We start from the raw sequence: 19,299 nt of genomic DNA, 5'->3' as shown, positions 1-19,299 counted from the left end.
AAAGTTAATCATTTCCTACATAAATCTAATTTGCCAGGGCCACCACCGATCGATCATTTAGTGACTGATTCCACAGTCGCTAGAGGAATCACACTAATATTAGACGCTCGGTAAACTTGGGATTCATAAAACTGTGCTTCAATGTTCATTTGGTTAGAAATACTAGTACTATTTAAAAAGCTGGTGGAGTAACCGAAAATAATATCGATGCCTCTTTGTCGAAGTTATTTTCCCATTTGTGCTTCATATGTGCAGGGATTTTTACACTATCGCCCGTTTCTAAGATATATTCCTCATTATTTAAATATACTCTTATTTTCCCGGCTAACACAAAGGCAACTTCTTCACCCTTATGATCTAAAAGTTTTTCAGAAGAAGAGGTTTTAGGTGGTACTTTCATAATCGCTGTTGCCAAGGTACCTGTAAAGTCTGGAGAAACGAGTTCATATGATAAACCTTCTACAATCATATTCTTTCTATCATTTGATCGAACAACCAAATCTTCGGTATGAGTATCTTCAAGTAAAAAACTAAATGTTGGAACATCCAGTACTTTGGCTAATACTTTAAGTGTCTGTATAGATGGATTCGCTAATCCTCGTTCAATCTGACTTAACATTGATGGTGTGATTTCAGCTAATTTGGCTAACTCTCTACTACTAAAACCCTTATCTTTTCTAAACTTTTCAACCTTTTTACCAATATCAATATTCTCCATTACTACAATCTCCTTAAATATTATTAAATTAAATTTAATTTTATTAAAATACACTAAACAATTATTATTTTATATGTTAATCTACATTTAACAAATATTAAATTATATTTTACCCAATGGTTTATGACAATGCAAAGGGGAGTGTCTAACATGAATGACCTTTTTACATTTTTATTGTTATCATTATTTGTGGTAATGAGTCCTGGAATCGATACGGCACTTATTACAAAAAGAACAATTTCAGATGGAAGAAAAGATGGATATAAAATGGCTTTAGGAATAACAATGGGTTCGTTAGTTCATACCTTGGCAGCGGCTTTTGGTCTTTCTGCTATTCTAATGCAGTCAGCTATTGCATTTGAAATCGTAAAGTATATTGGAGCGATTTATTTAATTTATCTTGGTGTTTCATCTTTTATTTCAAGGAAGAAAGCTAGAAATCTTAACCAAGAAAAGAATAATAAAATGATTTCAATAAAATCTGCTTTTAAACAAGGACTATTATCCAACGTATTAAATCCGAAAGTTGCCATGTTTTTCATTACATTTCTTCCTCAGTTTGTTAGTAATGGGAGCAATGTTACGGCTCAACTCATTATGATGGGCATCATCTACACCTTACTCTCTATATCTTGGTTCTTTATTTACGTATTTTTTATCAATTACTTACGTGAATGGTTAATGTCTGCTAAAGTTCAAAACTTCATGGACAAAACAACAGGACTTGTCTTAATAGGATTCGGCTTGAAATTAGCCCTTGAAAAACAATAAAACAGTAGAAACATTTGGTATATGCCCAATGTTTTTATTGCCTTATTGAATTATTTTCCTTCTTTTTTACTAATCTCTTACTTAATTACCTCCTAAAAAATGTAAGATATGTAATTACAAAAGAAAGTAAAAAAGAGCAGCTAATAACAGCTGCTCTTCCCCCATTCATAGCAATAACTAATTTCTAAGCATGTTGAGTGATCTTTGTATCGGTTGCATCATTTGATTCCGTCCGTTACCGTTACGTCCTCTCATTAGGCCATATGCAGCGGCACCAATACCCAAGCCTACAATTGACATCATCATTCCATTACGATTATTATTTCGTCGTCTCATACCAAATATGTCAAATAGCTGTTGAGATCTTCTTCCTATCCGAAATGAATTAGCTAACCAATTTACCATGATGGGCCCCCTTTCTAGTGCTTGAAACTAAGATGTGTTTCAAACATAATTTATTATTGATCAAAACTTACAAGTTATCCTTGATAATTATAACCATTTGTATGAATAAAACGTTTTTGTATAAGACTTTTTATTCATATTTATTTACTGGATTTTATATTCATACGATTTTGCCATTTCCAATTTACTACATTTACCTAGAGTGATAATTTCTATTCCCGCAAAACATAGGCTTAATGTCCCCTAATTTTTTGGAGTGATGAGCTCGAGAAAAGTTAATTAAATTAGAGGACAACAATTATATTTTACAAAAATTGTAATTTATATTCTAACGATATTGAAATAAAGTAAATTTGTGTAGTTTGAACAAGATCGTATTATGTTTTTGTGGAAAGAGGAAAGAGCAAAGAACATTAAAATTACGGATATCCGTGGGACGTTTGGTGAGATATGATCGCAAGATAAGGTCCTAGTAAAAACATGAACCTTTAATTACTGAGCAAAGAAATATACAATTTACAAGTAGGTAAGTCTAAGTTATTAGAAAGCTAGGCAAGTAGCTACACCAATGTACTCTTAATCTACTTTAGATTGAATAAAAACATGTTGCAAATCGTCAGTAAAAGGTTGATTTCCTTTTAGCAGACTTACCACTCATGATCGGCCTCTTCTGTGAAAATACCATGAACTAAACTACTTGCTTTACTTGATATAAAAAAGCGATCCTTCATTATTGAAGCATCGCAATTGTTTATTTGAAAAATATTGATATTTCAGCTACATCTTGGAGTCACTTCCCCTACAATTTCATTATACAATTTCTGCAAACTTTCCATCGCATGCCTTGGCTAAATCTAGTGGTGCTACTTTTAGCTTCATCCCGATTTTCCCTGCACTGACTATCATAAAATCAAGTATTTCTGCGGTCGTATCAAAATAGGTCGGGAACAATTTTTTCATCCCAATTGGAGAGCAACCACCCCGAACATAGCCAGTTAATCCTAGAAGATCCTTCACCGCAATCATTTCGATTTTCTTCTCGCCGATTACCTTTGCCGCTTTTTTTAAATCTAATTCCTCTGCAACGGGTACAACAAAGACGTAATATCGATTTGCTCCTGCTGTTGCAATCAATGTTTTATAAACATACTCGAAAGGATAACCAATTTTTTCTGAGACAGTGATTCCATCTACTGCTTGACCATCATCTGTTGCGTAAAGTAATAACTCATAGGAGATTTTTTGCTGCTCTATCAAACGAACTGCATTTGTTTTTGCTATTTTTTTCGCCATCGTCTAACCACGCTTTCAAACTATATTTTAATTCAAACTCAATTCATAATGTAAAAATTCTGTGTCCTGTTTATATCCGTTTTTTTCATATAATTTTTGAGCAGAATCATTATCCGGTGCTGTACTTAGACTAATGCTTTTAGCACCCGTTTTAATTGCGTGTTCTTCGGCTTTATGTAATAGCATTTCTCCTATTCCTTGTTTTCTAGCTTCTTCATCGACATACAAGTCATTTAATATCCAAGCTCTTTTCATAGATATCGATGAAAATGTAGGATAAAGCTGAGTGAAGCCTACATACTTTTGTTTGTCTTTTACTACAAATATTACAGAATCTTTTCTTTCTAACCGTTCTTTTATGTAATTCTTTGCACCTTCTATATCTGATGTTTGCTCATAAAACATCCGGTATAAATTAAATAAATTTGACACTCCTTCTAAATCAACAATTGTAGCTTGATAAATTTCCATTATCTTACTCCCACCTTACAGATAATTCTTTAGGAATCATTCTATCTTATTTATAATTTTTAATAAACTATCTTGATTTTACTTTAATATAACAAAGAGCGATCCCTGGATTAGGAAGTGATGCTAGTATATTTTCAGTACACTACTTAGTTAAGTTTCTAAAATTTGGCTAGAATAAATCGAAAGAAATGGTGTGTCCATGAAAATATACTCGCATCTGAATTTCCCATATATCTTTTTCACTTTTATATCTTTTTCACTCATTCTAAAATGGCACTTGAACAAACTATTATTATTAAACAAACGATAAGGTTCTACCTATTTCAAATAGATGATTTTGATCTCCCCATAAGATAAAGAAATTGTAAGTTGCTCCGTTAATCTGAATGGGTGTTGGGTAGCGAATAATAAGAGCGGCTTGATTCTTCATGTCTACTGGCTGGTCTTCAGAAGGATAAATAAAGCATGCTTCCTGATTTTGGATTTGTGTTGTAATGATTTGTGGTTCAGTACCATAAGGAAGCAGTTTATGAAATGCTTCACCCTGACAAACTTCGTGAATGGATTGTTCTGAAGATATTGCAGAAATTTGAAAGAAACCATCTGGTCCTTCATATCTTTCATCTGTTACTTTTCGCCAATAGGATGGATATTGAAATTGAACGTTATAAACGGGGTTTGTATATGTTCTTTTCAATGGTCCAATTGCTGAAGGTGACCATTGTAACGATGTGATCCGCCCACCTTCAACTAATCGAATTGGAACAGGTTGATGTACATTGAGTAACCAAATTTCACTTGCAGACCCTTGATTGTTACATCCAGAAAGATAGGCAATTTTCCTGCCGTCTGGTGACCACGTTACAGGTGTCGCAAAGCAATCGGAAATGGCTCTTGTTACATCATTCTCTCCTTGCTTTCCCGTCGTTCTAATTAAAGAAAAATATCCCCTATCTTCATAAGCTGTCGCACTATATGCAATTGTCGATGAATCTGGTGACCACACTGGAAAATAGTTTTTGGCAAGCGGCCCACCTCTTACTTCAACGACATTTCCAGTTGTCAGATCTAAAGTATGAATGATTGAGATGCTAACGCCAGGCGTTGTATACAGTGCAAATGATCCATCAGGAGATAACCGAACATCGTTTAGCCGTCCGCCAGTATTGCGAGTAATTTGCTGTTTGCCCGTTCCATTTGTTCGCATTCGAAAAAGCTGACTGACTCCCGATCCGTCTGGCGCTTGAAAAAGCAGTTCTACTCCGCTAGGGAACCATTGAACATCCGTTGCACCAGGCTGATGTATTCTTTGCACTTGATGTGTAACGATATCGTACATTACGATATTGTTCCCTTTTATATAAACTAGCTTTTGACTATCTCTAGACCAATTTACAAAAATGCCTAATCCTTCTTCAAATTGATCAATGCTCGCAATTGTAAATTCACCTAACTGAAAAACATAAAGAATTCGATTCTTCCCGACAAAAGCAATCCTCCTGCTGTCTGGTGACCAAAATGGTATCGAATAGGATTCCCCTAAACCATTTGTCACCTGTTCATTTATACCGCTACTAGGATGATAGATCCATAGATCAAATTGCCCACCACGGTTCGATATATAGGCAAGCAAACCACGATCCCCGGATGGAGCGTATGGAATGATCAGTTTCATCCCTGGATAAATAGTATAAGAAGGCAGCCTGTTTACCTCTTTAATTAATTCCGCATTATTGTGTCCTCCTGTTACAACATTAAACCGTAATGCGATAAGAAACAGTGTATCGCCAGGTTGGACAACATAGTACGGGACACCAGGTGGAACATGTAACAGCTGACCAACTTGAATAACATAAGGGGGTTGAAGACGATTTGCTTCGATTATGACAGCTTGTGGAACACGAAAAGATTGTGAGATTTTAAAAACCGAATCACCAGGTCGTACACGAATAACATCAACACCAGGTGGAACGGAAAGCTGTTGGCCTACATAAATCGTATAAGGTGGATTTAGATTGTTTGCAGCAATCAGCGATTCAAGAGGAAGCTCCCACCGTCTGGCAATCTCGTAAAGGGTGTCCCCAGGACGTACTGTGTAAAAAAGTTGCATGGCAAACCCTCCAAATAAATGTATTCTTCTGGATCTAACCCAAGCTAAACCATAACAATTTCATTAAATCCAACTCGAGGTAAATAACCAATTTGCCCCGTACCAGTTATTTGTACAAGATCAAACATTTGGATATCTCCACGCGGCCCTTCTTCACCAGTAGGACTAGGGATATTCCACCTTTGAACAATGACGGGTGTTCCTTTAGAAATAGGATGACTAGGGGATGAAGAGGTCGGTTGATTGAGTAAAATCGTGTTTGAAGTGATGATGTGGATTCGTTTTGTCCATACGGGAATCAACTGATACCTCTGCAATGCAAAGCGTGCTAGCTCAGCAATGTATGGCACTTCATCATTCAAGGCTTGTTGCAAAGCCAAACGCGTCTGCATCCCTGTTCCGATTCTGCCTAAACTAAGTACAGTGTAGTACCGTACCGTATCACAAGAGTGCCTTAATAAATCTGTCAAATAAGGAATTGCCCTTTCCCCAAGTGTTTCCCAGCGAAACGAACCGATATAGTATATACCATGAACTTGCAAGGAAGACATCTCTTCACATTGCACCCCTCCCATTCGATTCCATTCGTCAAACAATTCCTGTGGATTAGGGGGTTCAAAAAGAACAAGCAATTCACTGCCAGCGTAGATTTGATTCGGGTTCCTTATTTGATTAGCCGCAGCAAGTGACGCGACGCTTTGTGAAAACTGATTTGCAATACACCATAATGTATCTCCATAAAGAACAACATAATAAGGATATCCGCCTGCCCTTGGCAAATCAATTCCAGCTTGCGGAATGATCAACGGTTGCCCTGGGAAAATAAGATTCGGATTACAGATCACATTCGCATTCATAATCGCCCCGATTGATGTACCATAACTTGCAGCAATTCCTCCCAATGTATCCCCGTTTTGTACAACATGTAACATTCACATCACCTCTTAGCCTATATGTTATTCTTCAAGCTAAAAAGATGTTCATTAGCTTTTTTCCACCTTCATTTAATCAAATTCTCCTGCGTTATACTTGCTAATCAGCATTGTTCGCACATAATCTCTACATTCCGAAGACAAGGAAGACCTTTCAGGATGAATGATATCACCGTATGGGAGCCCACCAACAAATTTTACTTCTCCATTAAAATCCTTTCCATTAACTGCATCGTACCCACTGAATTTAACAAATGTTGTATTATGTATTGTTCTTGAGAAATCAAGGACACATAAAGTATGATCAATTTTTTGCACCATTTAAAATACCGCCTTATTTTTTTTCGATACTGCATCAAAACTTTTTAGTGACCATATGTCAAGGTTCTCCAAAAGTTAGATAACTATTAATTTACCTATTTACGATAGTATATGGAACTCCTAAAATTTTCAAATTAGGACAAAATTCATTCTATCCTATCCCATTGAATTATAGTATAAGTTAATTAATACGATAAACTATTTATTAATCGTTTTAATAAAAACCAAAAGGTTATGTCAAAGATATGCGGGGGGATCTATGTGGGATACGCTTTAGAGCAATCAACAAAAGAAATTCATCATCATTCACGAAGAAAATCGGATAAATGGTTTAAAAATTGGAAGTTTAGCACAACATCAATTATTATTTCACTAATGTTTGGCGCAATCAGCTATTATCAGGCAACACACTTTAATACAAATATAACGATTAATGGCATAAATGTCAGTGGCCTTACTGTTGATCAAGCTCTTAAAGAACTGCAATCATCCGTCTTAAAAAACGAAGTCTATATTGGAAATGAACTAATTTTTGATGGAAAAGATACAAAGATGGGAATTATTGACGATGACCTGACTGAAATCAAAAACCTATTAAAAAGTCAATGGACATTTTTTCCCTCCTCCAAGGAAAGAGATTATATTTTAACACCAAGCTTACATGACCAATATCGTAACGAAACTCTTAAAAACGAACTTGAACACAAACTGATCTCAATTAATGCCAATTTAGAAGCTCCTATCGATGCCAAAGCTGTTTTGGAAGCAGGAGAAATTATCATCTTTGAAGCCGTCACAGGTGAGCAATACGATATCGCCTTTCTATTAAATGAATTCGAAAACCATGCCTATACTAGTGAAATCCATCTAAATCCAATCTACCTAGCTCCTATCATGGAAGACAGCGAAATTGTAAAAAATGAAGAGAAAAGGCTTCAAGAACTCCTTCAGCATTCTATCGACTATAACGTACAGGATCAAGTTTATTCATTAACTGGAATTGATCTAATCAAAAATGCCACTGTGTCAAGAGATTTAGAAGTTACGATAGACCTAAGCAGGATTAAAAATAAAATTGCAGAAATTAATGACACTCAATCCACCTTAGGGAAAGATTTTACCTTTAAAACCCATTCAGGTTCAGTTATTTCAGTTAAAGGACAAGGTTATGGCTGGGCACTTGATGTAGATAAAGAAGCAGCACTGATTCAAGAAGCTTTTCAAAAAGGGGAAACAACAGTTTCTGCTTCCAATATTTATGGAAATGGCTGGAGCGGTGAGGGCTATGGCTATGACACTCTTACAAACAATGGTATTGGTGATACGTATGCTGAAGTGTCCATTGCCGAACAACGGATGTGGATTTACAAAGATGGAGAACTAGTTGTATCGACGAATGTGGTTACTGGCAAACAAAGTACAAATCAAGATACATTACCGGGAGTGTGGTATATCCTCTACAAACGAACACAATATACACTTACAGGAAGTTCGGCAGGCACCAATTATGCAATAAAAGTTGATTATTGGGCGCCATTTACAAACAGTGGACAAGGTTTTCACGACGCCAGTTGGCGAACAAACTGGGGAAGCGATGCCTATCGTACAGCTGGGTCGGCTGGTTGTGTCAACGTACCTCCTAGTATTATGAATGAAGTTTATGAAAATCTATCAGTCTATGATCCGGTTATTATCTATTAGAAAATGAAAACTGTTTAATATAAAAAGATATTATTGAGCATTTCTAAATTTAAATAATCGCAAACCATTTCACATTTTGATGATTTGGTTTGCGATTTTTTTATTGAGGACGAAATTACTCTCATGATTCTACATCTATAGGGGAATGGATACTATCCTCAAATAGATCAAAATACAATTGATTATTCGTTCCACGAACACAATAAGAAACGTCTTCTAGCTTTAATCTCCTTTGAGATAGTTCAGCTTCTAACCAAGGTTTAGTTAGATGGTTTTGTGTAAAATTTTTTTCTATGATTTGTCCGTCCATAATAAGTTCAATTGGAAAATAGGATTTATTTGTCGTAAATATTCCCATATCTTTTTTTGTTACATTTTGATGTGGAAGTTTCTTTAATATAGATAAATGACCATCCGTTTCCATAATGGCATACTCCACTTCATCAATATCAAACACACCTTTTTCTCTTAATGCTTGATTAAATGAGTCCATTGTAAACTTTAACTTCTTCATGTTATTTTCTAAGATTTTTCCATCCTGTAATATTACTGTTGGCTCTCCAGACAGCAAAGCTCTAATATTTCGATGTTTTAATGAAAGGATAGTCGATACAAATAATAATAAAAAAGAATAATGCGACAAGAATGTGCGGAGTACTTATCGATGTGTTAAATGCCAGGTTACCGGCAATAGACCCTATCATAATTGATGCAATAAAATCATGATAGGTCATTTGAGAAATGGTTTGTTTTCCTAAAATATGTGCTATGTATATGAGAAGAACAAAGGCTATTTTTTATTTTATTTTTTTCTAACAGCTTACGAATTGCTTGTAACTCTCTGTACATTAGTTCTGTAAAATCTCGCTCGCCTAAGGTTATATTTTCAGTTATTGGAGGAGCAATTGTATTATTCTCCTTTTTAACATTGTCTACTGTATCTGCTTTTTTTCCATATATGACCGGATTTGTCTGAACTCGTTGTAAAGTATCTTCAGCCTTTTCGATCTCTTTTTCAATCTCCTTAAGTTGTTGAGTTTGAATTGTAAGGGAACCATATTCCCCCACTTCTTCTACCTCCGTTTTATTACCCTGATAATAACTTGGATCTACCTGAATATTGAGGGAACACCGGGTAATAATAATACATCTTTTTCCTCCTTTAAATTAAAAAAGTCAATGGCAGTTTATGTATAACTTAATTTTGTGTAACGGCATTTGCCTATATTTAATTTTTGTTAAAGGCACCCATATGACTACACTACAGTAAAAAAGGTCTACACTTAACAATAGGAAATTCCTGATCAGAAATAGGAATATTTAGTCCAACAATCCTAATCATGTATTCTCTTTTACTAATCCTCCCGGTAATAGGTATCTGTTCTTCTCTTTGAAAATTCTTAATTGCCTTTACTGTTTTTTTTGTAGAAATACAGTTTTCAGGTAGTAATTACCACTTAACTGAAAGCGTTTATATTTGTTATTTTATATAGGGTTTCCAAACAGGTTAGGGGAGGAGCACATATTTGAAAATTGGTACCAAGGTTAAATTTGAAGACAGTGTTTACAAGATTATTTGGATATACGAAAATGGTTTCTGTGAAATAAAAAGACTGGATAATTCATCGTTAAATAATGTTTTACTAGTGAATCAATCTGAATTATCTCCCGTAGAGTAAATGATAAAAACCTGTTTGGAGACTCTTACTTTCTTATTAATAAAATTATGGCCTAGGTATTGGATGACCTTTATCAAAAGCGGATACTCCTTTTGTTTTAATTGCTTGAGATTAATGAATTAAACTCGAGGAGTATCCTACATAGAAGTATTAGATTCCTATCTAAATATCATCCATAAGCATTTAAATCATCGATTATCTTCCCCATAACCTTTTTGTATCTAACGGAATAAAAATCTGATCCCCTGTTATTTCACGATAGATCAAAGGGTTTTTAAAAAGTTCATTCATATCATAATTTTCCCCCTTTCGTTTTACAATGCCTGTTGTACAAAATTCGAATAATTTGTAACCATGACTACCTCCTAAAAAATGTAAAATATGTAATTACGAAATATAGAATCCTAATTTTTTACATTTTTTATTCCACAGTTAGTCCCATAGAAACCCAACGGTAACAAAGGCTGAAACTACTTCAAACATTCTAAAATGATGATAAAAAAAATTCATCACTAACAAATAATCCCATTTAATTTTTATTGTTTTCAATGTATAATTGTTTTTACTACAAAAAGGGGGGGCTAAGGATGAATAAATTGATAATTTTAATTTTCTTCATTTTATCCCTATCACTTAATAACCATACCGTACTAAATCTTATTCATGTGAGTGAGCTCCAAGAGATTACTATATTAGATTATGATAATACTAATAGCTTGTACCCAATTGATACTAATAACCAATTGACTGCATACTTAGTAGTCATATCACTCTTTGTTGCAATTATCTTAACAATTTTTGATTTACTCAATCGTCTTATTTTTCTGGCAAGAAAGCGATTATTACTTGGACCCGTCTTCTATCAATCTAAGAATGTGGACACTCCTCGTTTGAATTACTAATCATATTTTTTTAATTCAAAGGAGGAAGATATTTATGATGTGGATACGCTTAATAATGATGGGAATGTTTTCTATAACAGCAATTTCAATTTTTTCATATCAAGCTATTGAAATTTTCCAGGCTTTCACTGAGTTTTTTAATCAAAAATAATGTCCAAATAGAGTAAAGGATATTTATTATTCAGCATTTCAGAATTTAATTATCGCAAACCATTTCACATTTTTATGATTTGGTTTGCGATTTTTTTATCCTGTAGTTGTTACGAAGAGATAATTTCCAGTGCTTTATCTCTTTGATAGCAAAAACTTTAGAGGTTACCTCTTTCTTGATATCAAACCAATCTAAAACCTTTATAAATATGAATTTTTTTGGATATACTTGCATTAGGATGGTGTCGAATTATGTCAAAAGAAAAAGGTCTTTTAGTTTTCTCGTGGGTTCTTGTAGGTTCATTACTCGTTTTGCTCGTACCGAAAAATAAGATTCGTCAAGCTCATATCGCTTTTTTATTTCAGCAGGTCATTACTTGGTCTTTTGGACTAATCGTTGCTGAAAACAAGTTAATACAGTATCCAAGACGTTTTTTTAAGAAATCGAATAAAGCCAGCTTTACATTTGAATATTTTGTTTTTCCTGCAGTTTCAGTATTTTTTAATCTTTATTATCCAGAAAAACATAAAGCAATCATAAAAACATTGTACTATTCTTTCTATTTGTCTGTATTATCTGGATTAGAGTTATTTGCATTAAAATTTACGAAGCTAATTCGATACATTCATTGGAAATGGTATTGGAGTACGATTACGATGGGTATAACCTTATTTATCTCTCGGCGCTACTACCGATGGTTTTTTGCAAAAGAGTTTAATGAATAGACATTGTAATAGACTGGCTATTGTTATATAGTTTTCAATCCCCCTAACGAAATAAGAATCATGCTACAGATCGATCCTAACACAAGGGATCGATTTTTTTAGAATTTCAAAATCATAGCACCTTTTCCGAGACATATTGCTATATACAATGTGAAAGGAGGGATAACAATGGATGGTGTATTAGTGAACTCACGTTTAACAGTCGTATTAGAAGTAGGGACAAACGGCAGCGGTGAACCGATTTTTCGCAACAAGAACTTTACCAACATTAAAACCCTTGCTACTGATTCACACTTACGGGACACTGCTTTGGCTCTTATGACGTTACAGGTCCACCCGATTGAAAAAATGGACCGCAACAATGTTTACTCTCTATAACAATGACAAAATCTAATGAAGGAGAGAATCTGTATGGACAAGCGTATTGAATTAATTTTTGAAAACCAATTAGGTAAAAATGTCACAATTTCACTCGACGATCCAATTGAACCGGTTGACCCTGCTGCGGTTAAAGCAGCAATGGATGCAGTACTTGCACAAAATGCTTTTACATCAAGTGGTGGAGAACTCATTGCAAAAAAACAAGCAAGAATCGTTGGTCGTAGTGTAGCAGATATCGATATTTCGTAATAAGAAGAGGGATATGCTCCCTCTTTTTTCATACAAAACAAAGGAGGAAGTTCTATGGAAACGTGGATTCCACTACTGAGCGAATATGGTTTTCCGATCGTTGTAACACTCTATTTGTTACACCGGGTGGAAAAAAAGCTCGATCTCGTCAATGAATCCGTTCAAGAGCTCCCAGGCAAAATAACACAACAAATGTATCGACACAGTCATGAACAGAAGAAATCATTCATATAAGGGTATTAGCGAACAAATAAAGCAGTGAATTCTTACATAAGAAATCACTGCTTTATTAATATTTATCAGTAAATCTTTACGATTAGTCCTGTTTTTTCATTTCGATAATAAGGATGTGCGATGTTTCCTCAGCCTTCACTGTCATCTCTTCTTCAATAATCTCCATTCCGTCTCGATCAGATAACTGAAGCTCATTGATCGTTGAAGCTCCTTCGATTTGAACTAAATAGGCTTGTCTTCCTTCCGCAACAGAAAAATCAATCTCTTTTCCTTTCTCTAACTCCAAGGAATAAATATTCACATCTTGATTAATTTTGATCGGTGCATCTCCGTCTTTTCCTGACACCATATGAAGCCATTGGTTTGTTCTGTCTTCCCAATTAAATCTGAAATCACCGTAATTTGGTTTGTATCCTAGTTGATCAGGCAAGATCCAAATTTGTAAAAGCCTACATGTTTCTTCTCCAAAATTATGCTCGCTATGAAGTACACCTGTTCCTGCACTCATATATTGAACATGCCCTCGTGATATCGTACTTTGATTTCCCATGCTATCACCATGAGAAAGTTCGCCGTCAACTACGTAAGAAATAATCTCCATATTTCGGTGAGGGTGTGTATCAAATCCAGTTTTTGGAGCAATGAGATCATCATTAATTACTCGTAAAGCACCAAATTGAATGTTATCTGGATTATAATATTCAGCAAATGAAAAATGAAATTTACTTCTTAACCACCCAAGATTACTTGAACCCATGTTATTACTATCCATTTTTTTTAGCATATATTTCTCTCCTTTATTTTTCATATGTTCTTTTTCTTATTCCCTTACGACAAGAAATCATTATTACAAATTAAATTATTCTTGATTCGAGATATTCACCCAAAAAAATTTATACATCGTATTCTCTTACTCCCAATTCTCACTTTTATCTCGAATTCGAGATAATTATATAATAATTTATTTTCAAGTGTCAACAATAAATTAGCTTTGCCACTCGTAAACGAATTATTCAAAAGTAGTAGATATTTGTTTTATCTCCTGACACTGACGCTTTTCTTTAATACAAATCACTCCAATCAAGCCAATGATTGAGAAGACAACAGGTGTGATGAAACCATAGTAAAATCCATGACTTATACTACCAGAAACTGCCTGAAAATGATCCAAAACCTTTCCAAAAATACTTGGCAGTAATACGGCGCTTAGGAATCCACCTGTATTCGCAAACCCAGAGACAATACCAGATTCTTTGATAGGAAAAGATTGACGAACGGCCGCAAAAGTTAAAGCATTTGCCCCATATGCAAGACCAATAATAAAGAAAAGCATAGTTAACATGGCAAGTGGCGGATTTCCGTTAAATAAAAGAAAGACTGACCAACTTAGTAAAAGAATGATGTGGACAATAATATACGGACGTTTAATTGTTCCTAATCGGCTGGAAATCCAACTGCCCAGTGGCGCACCAATAAGGGCCCCGATTAGACCAAGCATAATAAGCTGACTCGCATCTGAACGTGTCATTCCATACACATGCATCCCATAAGGTACTCCCCAGGAACTAATAAATCCAACATACGTCCCGACAATCCCGAAGTGACAAAGAAATAACGCCCATGCTTGGCGATTCGAAATTAATCTCCGCAATAGCACCAATGTTTTTTCATGTTGTTTTTCACTTTTAATGAACACTGATTGTTTCGGCTTTTTTAAGAGGATAAAATAAAGGAGAATCGAACATACACACAGTACGAGTCCCGCTGAAAAAAATGCTGCCCGCCAGCCAAGGAAGTCAATCCATAAGGAGAAAGGAACAGTCGCGAGCAGGAAACCAAGGCTTCCGGTCATGGCTGCTACACCAATTAATCGTGTGAACTCCTTTGCATTAAACCATTGGCTCAAAATTAACACCATATTGACCCAGATCGTCGCATCCCCGATTCCAATCATAATTCGAGCAAAAAATAAAACAAATTCATGCGTACCAATACTGTAAATGATCGTCCCTACCCCTGTAAGAATTGCACCGGCAATGAGAAAAAAATTGGGGCCGTATCGATCAGCCAATATCCCCATCGGAATTTGCAAACCGGTGTACACAAAAAATTGGATACTTGTAAGTAACCCAATTGTTGTTGCTGTTACATTAAAATCCAACATAACTTGGTCGGTAATCAACCCCGGAGCCGTTCGCTGGCTCGAGATTAACAAATACGTAAATAAGACAGAAGCAAATACAACCCATCTAAATCGGCTATTTTGTTTATCCAATAAGATCTACTCCTGTTAGGCTTTTACTCTATGTATATGGTTTTTTGTAAAAATAGGAACGAGAATTTTATAAGTAAACCCTTTTGGATTTTAAGTAAAGTAAACTTAACTAACAATGCCCTCCAAAACATTATTTTTAGAGGGCTCGCCACCTTACTTTTAAGTTAATGCTTGTTTTTATTATTCAATTTCTCTTATCTCAACACTTCGGTTTTTCAAAATACCCGAGTGTTCAATTGTTAATTCAATATTTATATTTTGTAATGAATCCTCGGTTAAGATGGGCTCACCATTTTTCCGAAAATGTTGCCATGTAGCAAAATCTTTTCGAAATAATTGATGCTCTAAATTAAAGAAATCTACACCTTTTTCAACTCCGAGTCTAAACAGCCCTTCAATCTCTTCAGCTATTTTATTTTTAGTTTTTTGTTCGATGTCCTGAAGTATAAGAGTTTGATTTAGATTACGGTTAGTCAAGTACCCCTTTAATTTAAGGTGAATAGTAAACCTAGGACTACTCTCATTTGGTAAAACTTCAATTTTTGCACGGGGGTAATCAATAACGATAAAGTATTCCGGGATCCCTCCATCCGGGATCTTTACAGCTGCTCTCCTTGTATCAGGTGTTGTCCACCTTAGACCATTTAATTGATCTAAAGTATAAAAACCTTTATAGTGCTCATTTTGAATAAAAAAGGCGCCATCTGGAGCTAGCTTAGCATCTACTTCATCATCTTTTTTCCAATGACTTTTGTTAATCATCAGTGTTGGGATAAAGGTGGTTTCCGCAGGCTCATATAATTCTCTTGAAAACCGATGTAATTGTATCGGACGTATTTCAGAACTTTGTCCATAAATTCTCATAGGTGCATGTAATATTGTATCTAAAGAAGTTCTTCCATAAAATCCATAAGTTGACAAGATTTCATTGATCGGTTCTTTTGTTCCAAACACCCAAGGAGTTAATCTGAATTCATAATATCTTGTTAATGCATCAAAAATGTTATCGAAGCCTTTTTTTAAGACAGTTTCACTTAAAAGAATGGTAGAAACATGAGCCCAAACAATTCGCTCTTGTGCTGTTTTGTACACTTCAAAAAAGGCATCTTCAAATGAATCAGCAGCTACTTCTGAGACCCACATAGTACCTTTGTCGCTTACTTGACCTTCCATTCTCGCAATTCCCTCTAACGATACAAATTGAATGTAACTGTAATATTTATCATCTTTGTAGTCGACACCGATGGCAGTGGCATAATTTAAATATTGAATCTCTTTAACATCTCTGCAACCAGTGGTAAGCAGACAAAAAAAACAAATCATTAGTACAAGAATTAAACGTAAAGATGACTTCATCAAGATCTTCTCCATTTACGTAGCATCGATGCTGTCCAATTATTTCGTTTAAAAGGATCCATTACTAACGCTGAAAGAAATTCATTAAACTTCAAACTGACAACAGGTTCCAAATATGCTATTTTGAAGGACTCTAAGTGGCATAGATATACAAGAATACTGAACATCGCAATCCAAAATCCATATATCCCTAATATTGCAGAAATTAGTAGTGTATATAAACGCAATATTGTCACAGTACCTGTTAATGATTGATTTACAAGTGTGTAAGTCGCTACGGCAGTAAGAGCAATAATAACGATTAATGCTGGAGAGGCTAACCCAGCACGTATAGCTGCATCTCCAATAATTAAACCACCAACAATGGAAATCGTTTGTCCTAGCGCTGTCGGCATACGAAGCCCTGCTTCTCTAAGAATTTCAAATAATCCAAGTATAAAAAAAGCCTCAACCCCTGCCGGAAATGGTAATCCTTCTCTAGCAACAGCAACAGTTGTTAATAATGCAAAAGGAAGTTGATCTAAATTGATAGAAGATATTGCAATCCAAAATCCAGGTAAAAAAATCGCAATGACTAACCCTATAATTCTCAATATTCTTTGAAACATCACAAAGAAATATGGAAAGTGTACATCCTCTGGGGATTTTAGTAACTCAAATAAATTGATCGGACCTATTAGAACTGCTGGTGATCCGTCAATAACAATAATAAATCGACCACGCAGTAAACATTCAATAACAAAATCTGGTCTCAAAATATGATCATAAAGTGGAAATAACGAAAAAGACCGGTCAGATAGCCACTGTTCTAATTGACCACTACTGACCACACACTCTGTTTCAAATGTTTCTAAGCGATTTTTCACAGCCTTAATCAATTCTTTATTTACTTTATGCTCTAGATAAAGTAAAGCCACTTTTGTTTGACTTAAAGTCCCAATCGTAAAGGTATCGTTATATAGATGCTTTGATTTCATACGTTTTCTAATGAGTGATATGTTCACATGTAATTCTTCTGTAAAAGCATCTTTCGGTCCTTTTATTGAAACTTCTGTCGTTGATTCTGCCGGAACCCTTTGTGGTATCTTCGAAATATCTACACCGTAAAAGAAAGAATCGCTTTCTTTATATAATATTAGAAATCCAGAAAATACTTTCTCAAACATCTGTGGAACCGATGTGATTTGATCGATAGGTGGCAAATCTAAATCGCGAAATGGATCGCCATTTTCAAAGGTATTCTTCATTAAATTTTTCATGATCACCTGACAATAATCATTGAGCTGGACCGTATCAATCATACCTTCACAATAAAAGGAAAGGATAGGCGAATCTTGGCTGCTTGGCACAAAATGTACGTCAGAATAACCACTCAGCAACTGTTTTAAATTTGCATGACTAAGTAAGCCTTTTTGAAGATCATCTTCAATCATTTGCTCACTGTATCGTCGTTTCCAGCTTACCCTCATAAACTTTCATCCACCCCTCTCTTTTGTGGTAAATAACTCACAACGATAAAGATCAAAGTTATAATTACCCCAAAAATTAATGCAGATGGATAAAAATAATACCTAAGTGCTGTCGTTACCCAAATATCACTAATTGGATAGATGGAAAGAACCGCAAGTAATATGCTATACAATATAAGCGTAGTTCTTTTTACAACTGTCGATTGATTCTCGAAAATGTCATAAAGCAAAAATAAGAACAAAGCGACGCGTATTGTTGATCCACTAAGTAATTGGAAAACAGCTAAAAAATCGAGATGGGAAAAATGTTCCCCTAACATGAGAAGTCTCCATTGCTCAAAAGCTGGAAAACGTAATTGAGCAACTACATTTGGCCCAAATGAAGAAATAGAACCGATTGCTGGTCCAAGAACCAGTCCCATAAGTATCGAGATCAAAATAAAGATATTAGTAAAAGTAAATGTTTTATTTACATGTTGCTGCAAAAGAAGCAATAGCAATAAATCAACACTCCCCGCTAGGACGATCATCGTTCCCTCTATTAAAGGTGCAGTACCTTGGGTCATGATTGGAAATATATATGAATAATTTTTTCCTCCTAATGTAGCAATTGCAACAAAGTGACCAAGAACCCACACAAATGGTAAAAGGATGGCGGACATGTATACAATCGTTTTTAGGTTAGAATAGGCAGCAACAACACATAGAATAAGAAAAAAGACGACGATAACCCAAATAGACGTTAACGGAAGAAAATATATATGTATCGTCTGGATAAAATCATAAAACGTTATTACTCCAGATAAGCCAATGTAAACAATGAATAATAAAATGATAAAAGCAGAAAAAGGAACATTGGTACGCTCTTTCAACCATAAAGATAGTTTTTGTTTTCCATTCTTTTTTAAAATAAGATGTAGTAGAAAGCCCCAAAGAATCAAAATGACATAACCGATCAAAATACAAACCCATGCATCTCGTTTTGCTGCTTTCAATAGATGAGGTAGTAAAAGGACATGATTAGATATACCGAGAGCTAAAATAAGCACGAAAAATAATTGAAGGCGCGAGAATTTCATTCTGTGTCAATCCAATCATAGTAAGTTATGGATATTTTGCCCTATCGTTATTTCCATATACATTTTAATAAATATTA

The 19,299-nt window shown here is 34.9% G+C and carries 22 protein-coding genes; 7 read left to right on the top strand and 15 right to left on the bottom strand.

What is annotated here, in order from left to right; translation table 11 throughout:
- Positions 1-172: 172 nt before the first annotated feature.
- On the bottom strand, positions 173-718 hold the full coding sequence (locus tag ACJ2A9_RS17220; RefSeq protein WP_441422920.1) for a cupin domain-containing protein: 546 nt from the start codon (positions 716-718) through the stop codon (positions 173-175).
- Between the two features lie 150 nt (positions 719-868).
- Between ACJ2A9_RS17220 and ACJ2A9_RS17215 the strand changes: the two genes are divergently transcribed.
- Positions 869-1,489 (top strand): LysE family translocator, encoded by a 621-nt coding sequence (locus ACJ2A9_RS17215; protein ID WP_441422919.1) that lies wholly within the window; start codon positions 869-871, stop codon positions 1,487-1,489.
- A 177-nt stretch (positions 1,490-1,666) separates the two neighbouring features.
- On the opposite strand, the gene ACJ2A9_RS17210 is transcribed toward ACJ2A9_RS17215, so the two are convergent.
- The 6 genes from ACJ2A9_RS17210 to ACJ2A9_RS17185 all read right to left on the bottom strand — a co-directional run bounded on the left by ACJ2A9_RS17210 (position 1,667) and on the right by ACJ2A9_RS17185 (position 7,021).
- Positions 1,667-1,894 carry a hypothetical protein gene (locus tag ACJ2A9_RS17210; RefSeq protein ID WP_441422918.1) on the bottom strand — a complete coding sequence of 76 codons (228 nt, stop codon included), beginning with the start codon at positions 1,892-1,894 and terminating at the stop codon, positions 1,667-1,669.
- 810 nt (positions 1,895-2,704) lie between these two features.
- Entirely contained in the window at positions 2,705-3,187 is a 483-nt protein-coding gene (gene ybaK / locus ACJ2A9_RS17205; protein WP_441422917.1) for a Cys-tRNA(Pro) deacylase, read from the bottom strand.
- A gap of 27 nt (positions 3,188-3,214) precedes the next feature.
- A complete protein-coding gene (locus ACJ2A9_RS17200) occupies positions 3,215-3,658 on the bottom strand; it encodes a GNAT family N-acetyltransferase (RefSeq protein WP_441422916.1) in 444 nt (147 codons plus the stop codon).
- 295 nt (positions 3,659-3,953) lie between these two features.
- Positions 3,954-5,768, bottom strand: coding sequence for a LysM peptidoglycan-binding domain-containing protein (locus ACJ2A9_RS17195; RefSeq protein ID WP_441422915.1), 1,815 nt, complete (start codon positions 5,766-5,768; stop codon positions 3,954-3,956).
- A 44-nt stretch (positions 5,769-5,812) separates the two neighbouring features.
- Positions 5,813-6,700 (bottom strand): LysM peptidoglycan-binding domain-containing protein, encoded by an 888-nt coding sequence (locus tag ACJ2A9_RS17190; RefSeq protein ID WP_441422914.1) that lies wholly within the window; start codon positions 6,698-6,700, stop codon positions 5,813-5,815.
- Between the two features lie 72 nt (positions 6,701-6,772).
- The gene (locus ACJ2A9_RS17185) at positions 6,773-7,021 is read right to left on the bottom strand and encodes a hypothetical protein (protein WP_441422913.1); all 249 of its coding nucleotides are present in this window, start codon (positions 7,019-7,021) and stop codon (positions 6,773-6,775) included.
- A gap of 234 nt (positions 7,022-7,255) precedes the next feature.
- On the opposite strand from ACJ2A9_RS17185, the gene ACJ2A9_RS17180 reads away from it, so the two are divergent.
- Positions 7,256-8,722: a L,D-transpeptidase family protein gene (locus tag ACJ2A9_RS17180; protein WP_441422912.1), complete on the top strand. Its 1,467-nt coding sequence runs from the start codon at positions 7,256-7,258 to the stop codon at positions 8,720-8,722.
- Positions 8,723-8,843: 121 nt separating this feature from the next.
- Here ACJ2A9_RS17180 and ACJ2A9_RS17175 read toward each other — a convergent pair whose 3' ends face one another.
- From ACJ2A9_RS17175 to ACJ2A9_RS17165, 3 genes are read right to left on the bottom strand one after another with little or no spacing between them, the layout of a single operon-like run.
- A complete protein-coding gene (locus tag ACJ2A9_RS17175) occupies positions 8,844-9,293 on the bottom strand; it encodes a DUF421 domain-containing protein (RefSeq protein WP_441422911.1) in 450 nt (149 codons plus the stop codon).
- A gap of 4 nt (positions 9,294-9,297) precedes the next feature.
- Positions 9,298-9,456, bottom strand: a complete 159-nt coding sequence (locus tag ACJ2A9_RS17170; protein ID WP_441422910.1) for a hypothetical protein — start codon at positions 9,454-9,456, stop codon at positions 9,298-9,300.
- Complete coding sequence (locus ACJ2A9_RS17165; RefSeq protein ID WP_441422909.1) at positions 9,443-9,790, bottom strand: hypothetical protein; 348 nt, start codon at positions 9,788-9,790, stop codon at positions 9,443-9,445. Before ACJ2A9_RS17165 ends, ACJ2A9_RS17170 begins: the two co-directional genes overlap by 14 nt.
- A 1,198-nt stretch (positions 9,791-10,988) precedes the next feature.
- Here ACJ2A9_RS17165 and ACJ2A9_RS17160 point away from each other — a divergent pair.
- The 5 genes from ACJ2A9_RS17160 (at position 10,989) to ACJ2A9_RS17140 (ending at position 13,043) form a co-directional block, all read left to right on the top strand.
- Positions 10,989-11,303 (top strand): hypothetical protein, encoded by a 315-nt coding sequence (locus tag ACJ2A9_RS17160; protein ID WP_441422908.1) that lies wholly within the window; start codon positions 10,989-10,991, stop codon positions 11,301-11,303.
- Between the two features lie 402 nt (positions 11,304-11,705).
- Positions 11,706-12,179, top strand: a complete 474-nt coding sequence (locus ACJ2A9_RS17155) for a CBO0543 family protein (RefSeq protein ID WP_441422907.1) — start codon at positions 11,706-11,708, stop codon at positions 12,177-12,179.
- 168 nt (positions 12,180-12,347) lie between these two features.
- Complete coding sequence (locus ACJ2A9_RS17150; protein WP_441422906.1) at positions 12,348-12,557, top strand: DUF1659 domain-containing protein; 210 nt, start codon at positions 12,348-12,350, stop codon at positions 12,555-12,557.
- A gap of 33 nt (positions 12,558-12,590) precedes the next feature.
- Positions 12,591-12,809, top strand: a complete 219-nt coding sequence (locus tag ACJ2A9_RS17145) for a DUF2922 domain-containing protein (RefSeq protein WP_441422905.1) — start codon at positions 12,591-12,593, stop codon at positions 12,807-12,809.
- A gap of 54 nt (positions 12,810-12,863) precedes the next feature.
- A complete protein-coding gene (locus tag ACJ2A9_RS17140; RefSeq protein ID WP_441422904.1) occupies positions 12,864-13,043 on the top strand; it encodes a YvrJ family protein in 180 nt (59 codons plus the stop codon).
- A gap of 82 nt (positions 13,044-13,125) precedes the next feature.
- On the opposite strand, the gene ACJ2A9_RS17135 is transcribed toward ACJ2A9_RS17140, so the two are convergent.
- From ACJ2A9_RS17135 to ACJ2A9_RS17115, 5 genes are all read right to left on the bottom strand, one after another.
- Positions 13,126-13,827: a pirin family protein gene (locus ACJ2A9_RS17135; RefSeq protein ID WP_441422903.1), complete on the bottom strand. Its 702-nt coding sequence runs from the start codon at positions 13,825-13,827 to the stop codon at positions 13,126-13,128.
- 225 nt (positions 13,828-14,052) lie between these two features.
- On the bottom strand, positions 14,053-15,318 hold the full coding sequence (locus ACJ2A9_RS17130) for an MFS transporter (protein ID WP_441422902.1): 1,266 nt from the start codon (positions 15,316-15,318) through the stop codon (positions 14,053-14,055).
- Between the two features lie 180 nt (positions 15,319-15,498).
- The gene (locus ACJ2A9_RS17125) at positions 15,499-16,674 is read right to left on the bottom strand and encodes a Ger(x)C family spore germination protein (protein WP_441422901.1); all 1,176 of its coding nucleotides are present in this window, start codon (positions 16,672-16,674) and stop codon (positions 15,499-15,501) included.
- Positions 16,674-18,143 carry a spore germination protein gene (locus ACJ2A9_RS17120; protein WP_441422900.1) on the bottom strand — a complete coding sequence of 490 codons (1,470 nt, stop codon included), beginning with the start codon at positions 18,141-18,143 and terminating at the stop codon, positions 16,674-16,676. Before ACJ2A9_RS17120 ends, ACJ2A9_RS17125 begins: the two co-directional genes overlap by 1 nt.
- A complete protein-coding gene (locus tag ACJ2A9_RS17115; RefSeq protein WP_441422899.1) occupies positions 18,140-19,222 on the bottom strand; it encodes an endospore germination permease in 1,083 nt (360 codons plus the stop codon). The genes ACJ2A9_RS17120 and ACJ2A9_RS17115 overlap by 4 nt, the downstream gene beginning before the upstream one ends.
- Between the last annotated feature and the right edge of the window lie 77 nt (positions 19,223-19,299).

It is taken from the genome of Anaerobacillus sp. MEB173 (genome assembly GCF_052119505.1).
Classification (GTDB): domain Bacteria; phylum Bacillota; class Bacilli; order Bacillales; family JBJMAU01; genus JBJMAU01.
The sequence above is the reverse complement of the archived record's forward strand: the minus strand, read 5'-3'. Positions and strand labels throughout refer to the sequence as shown.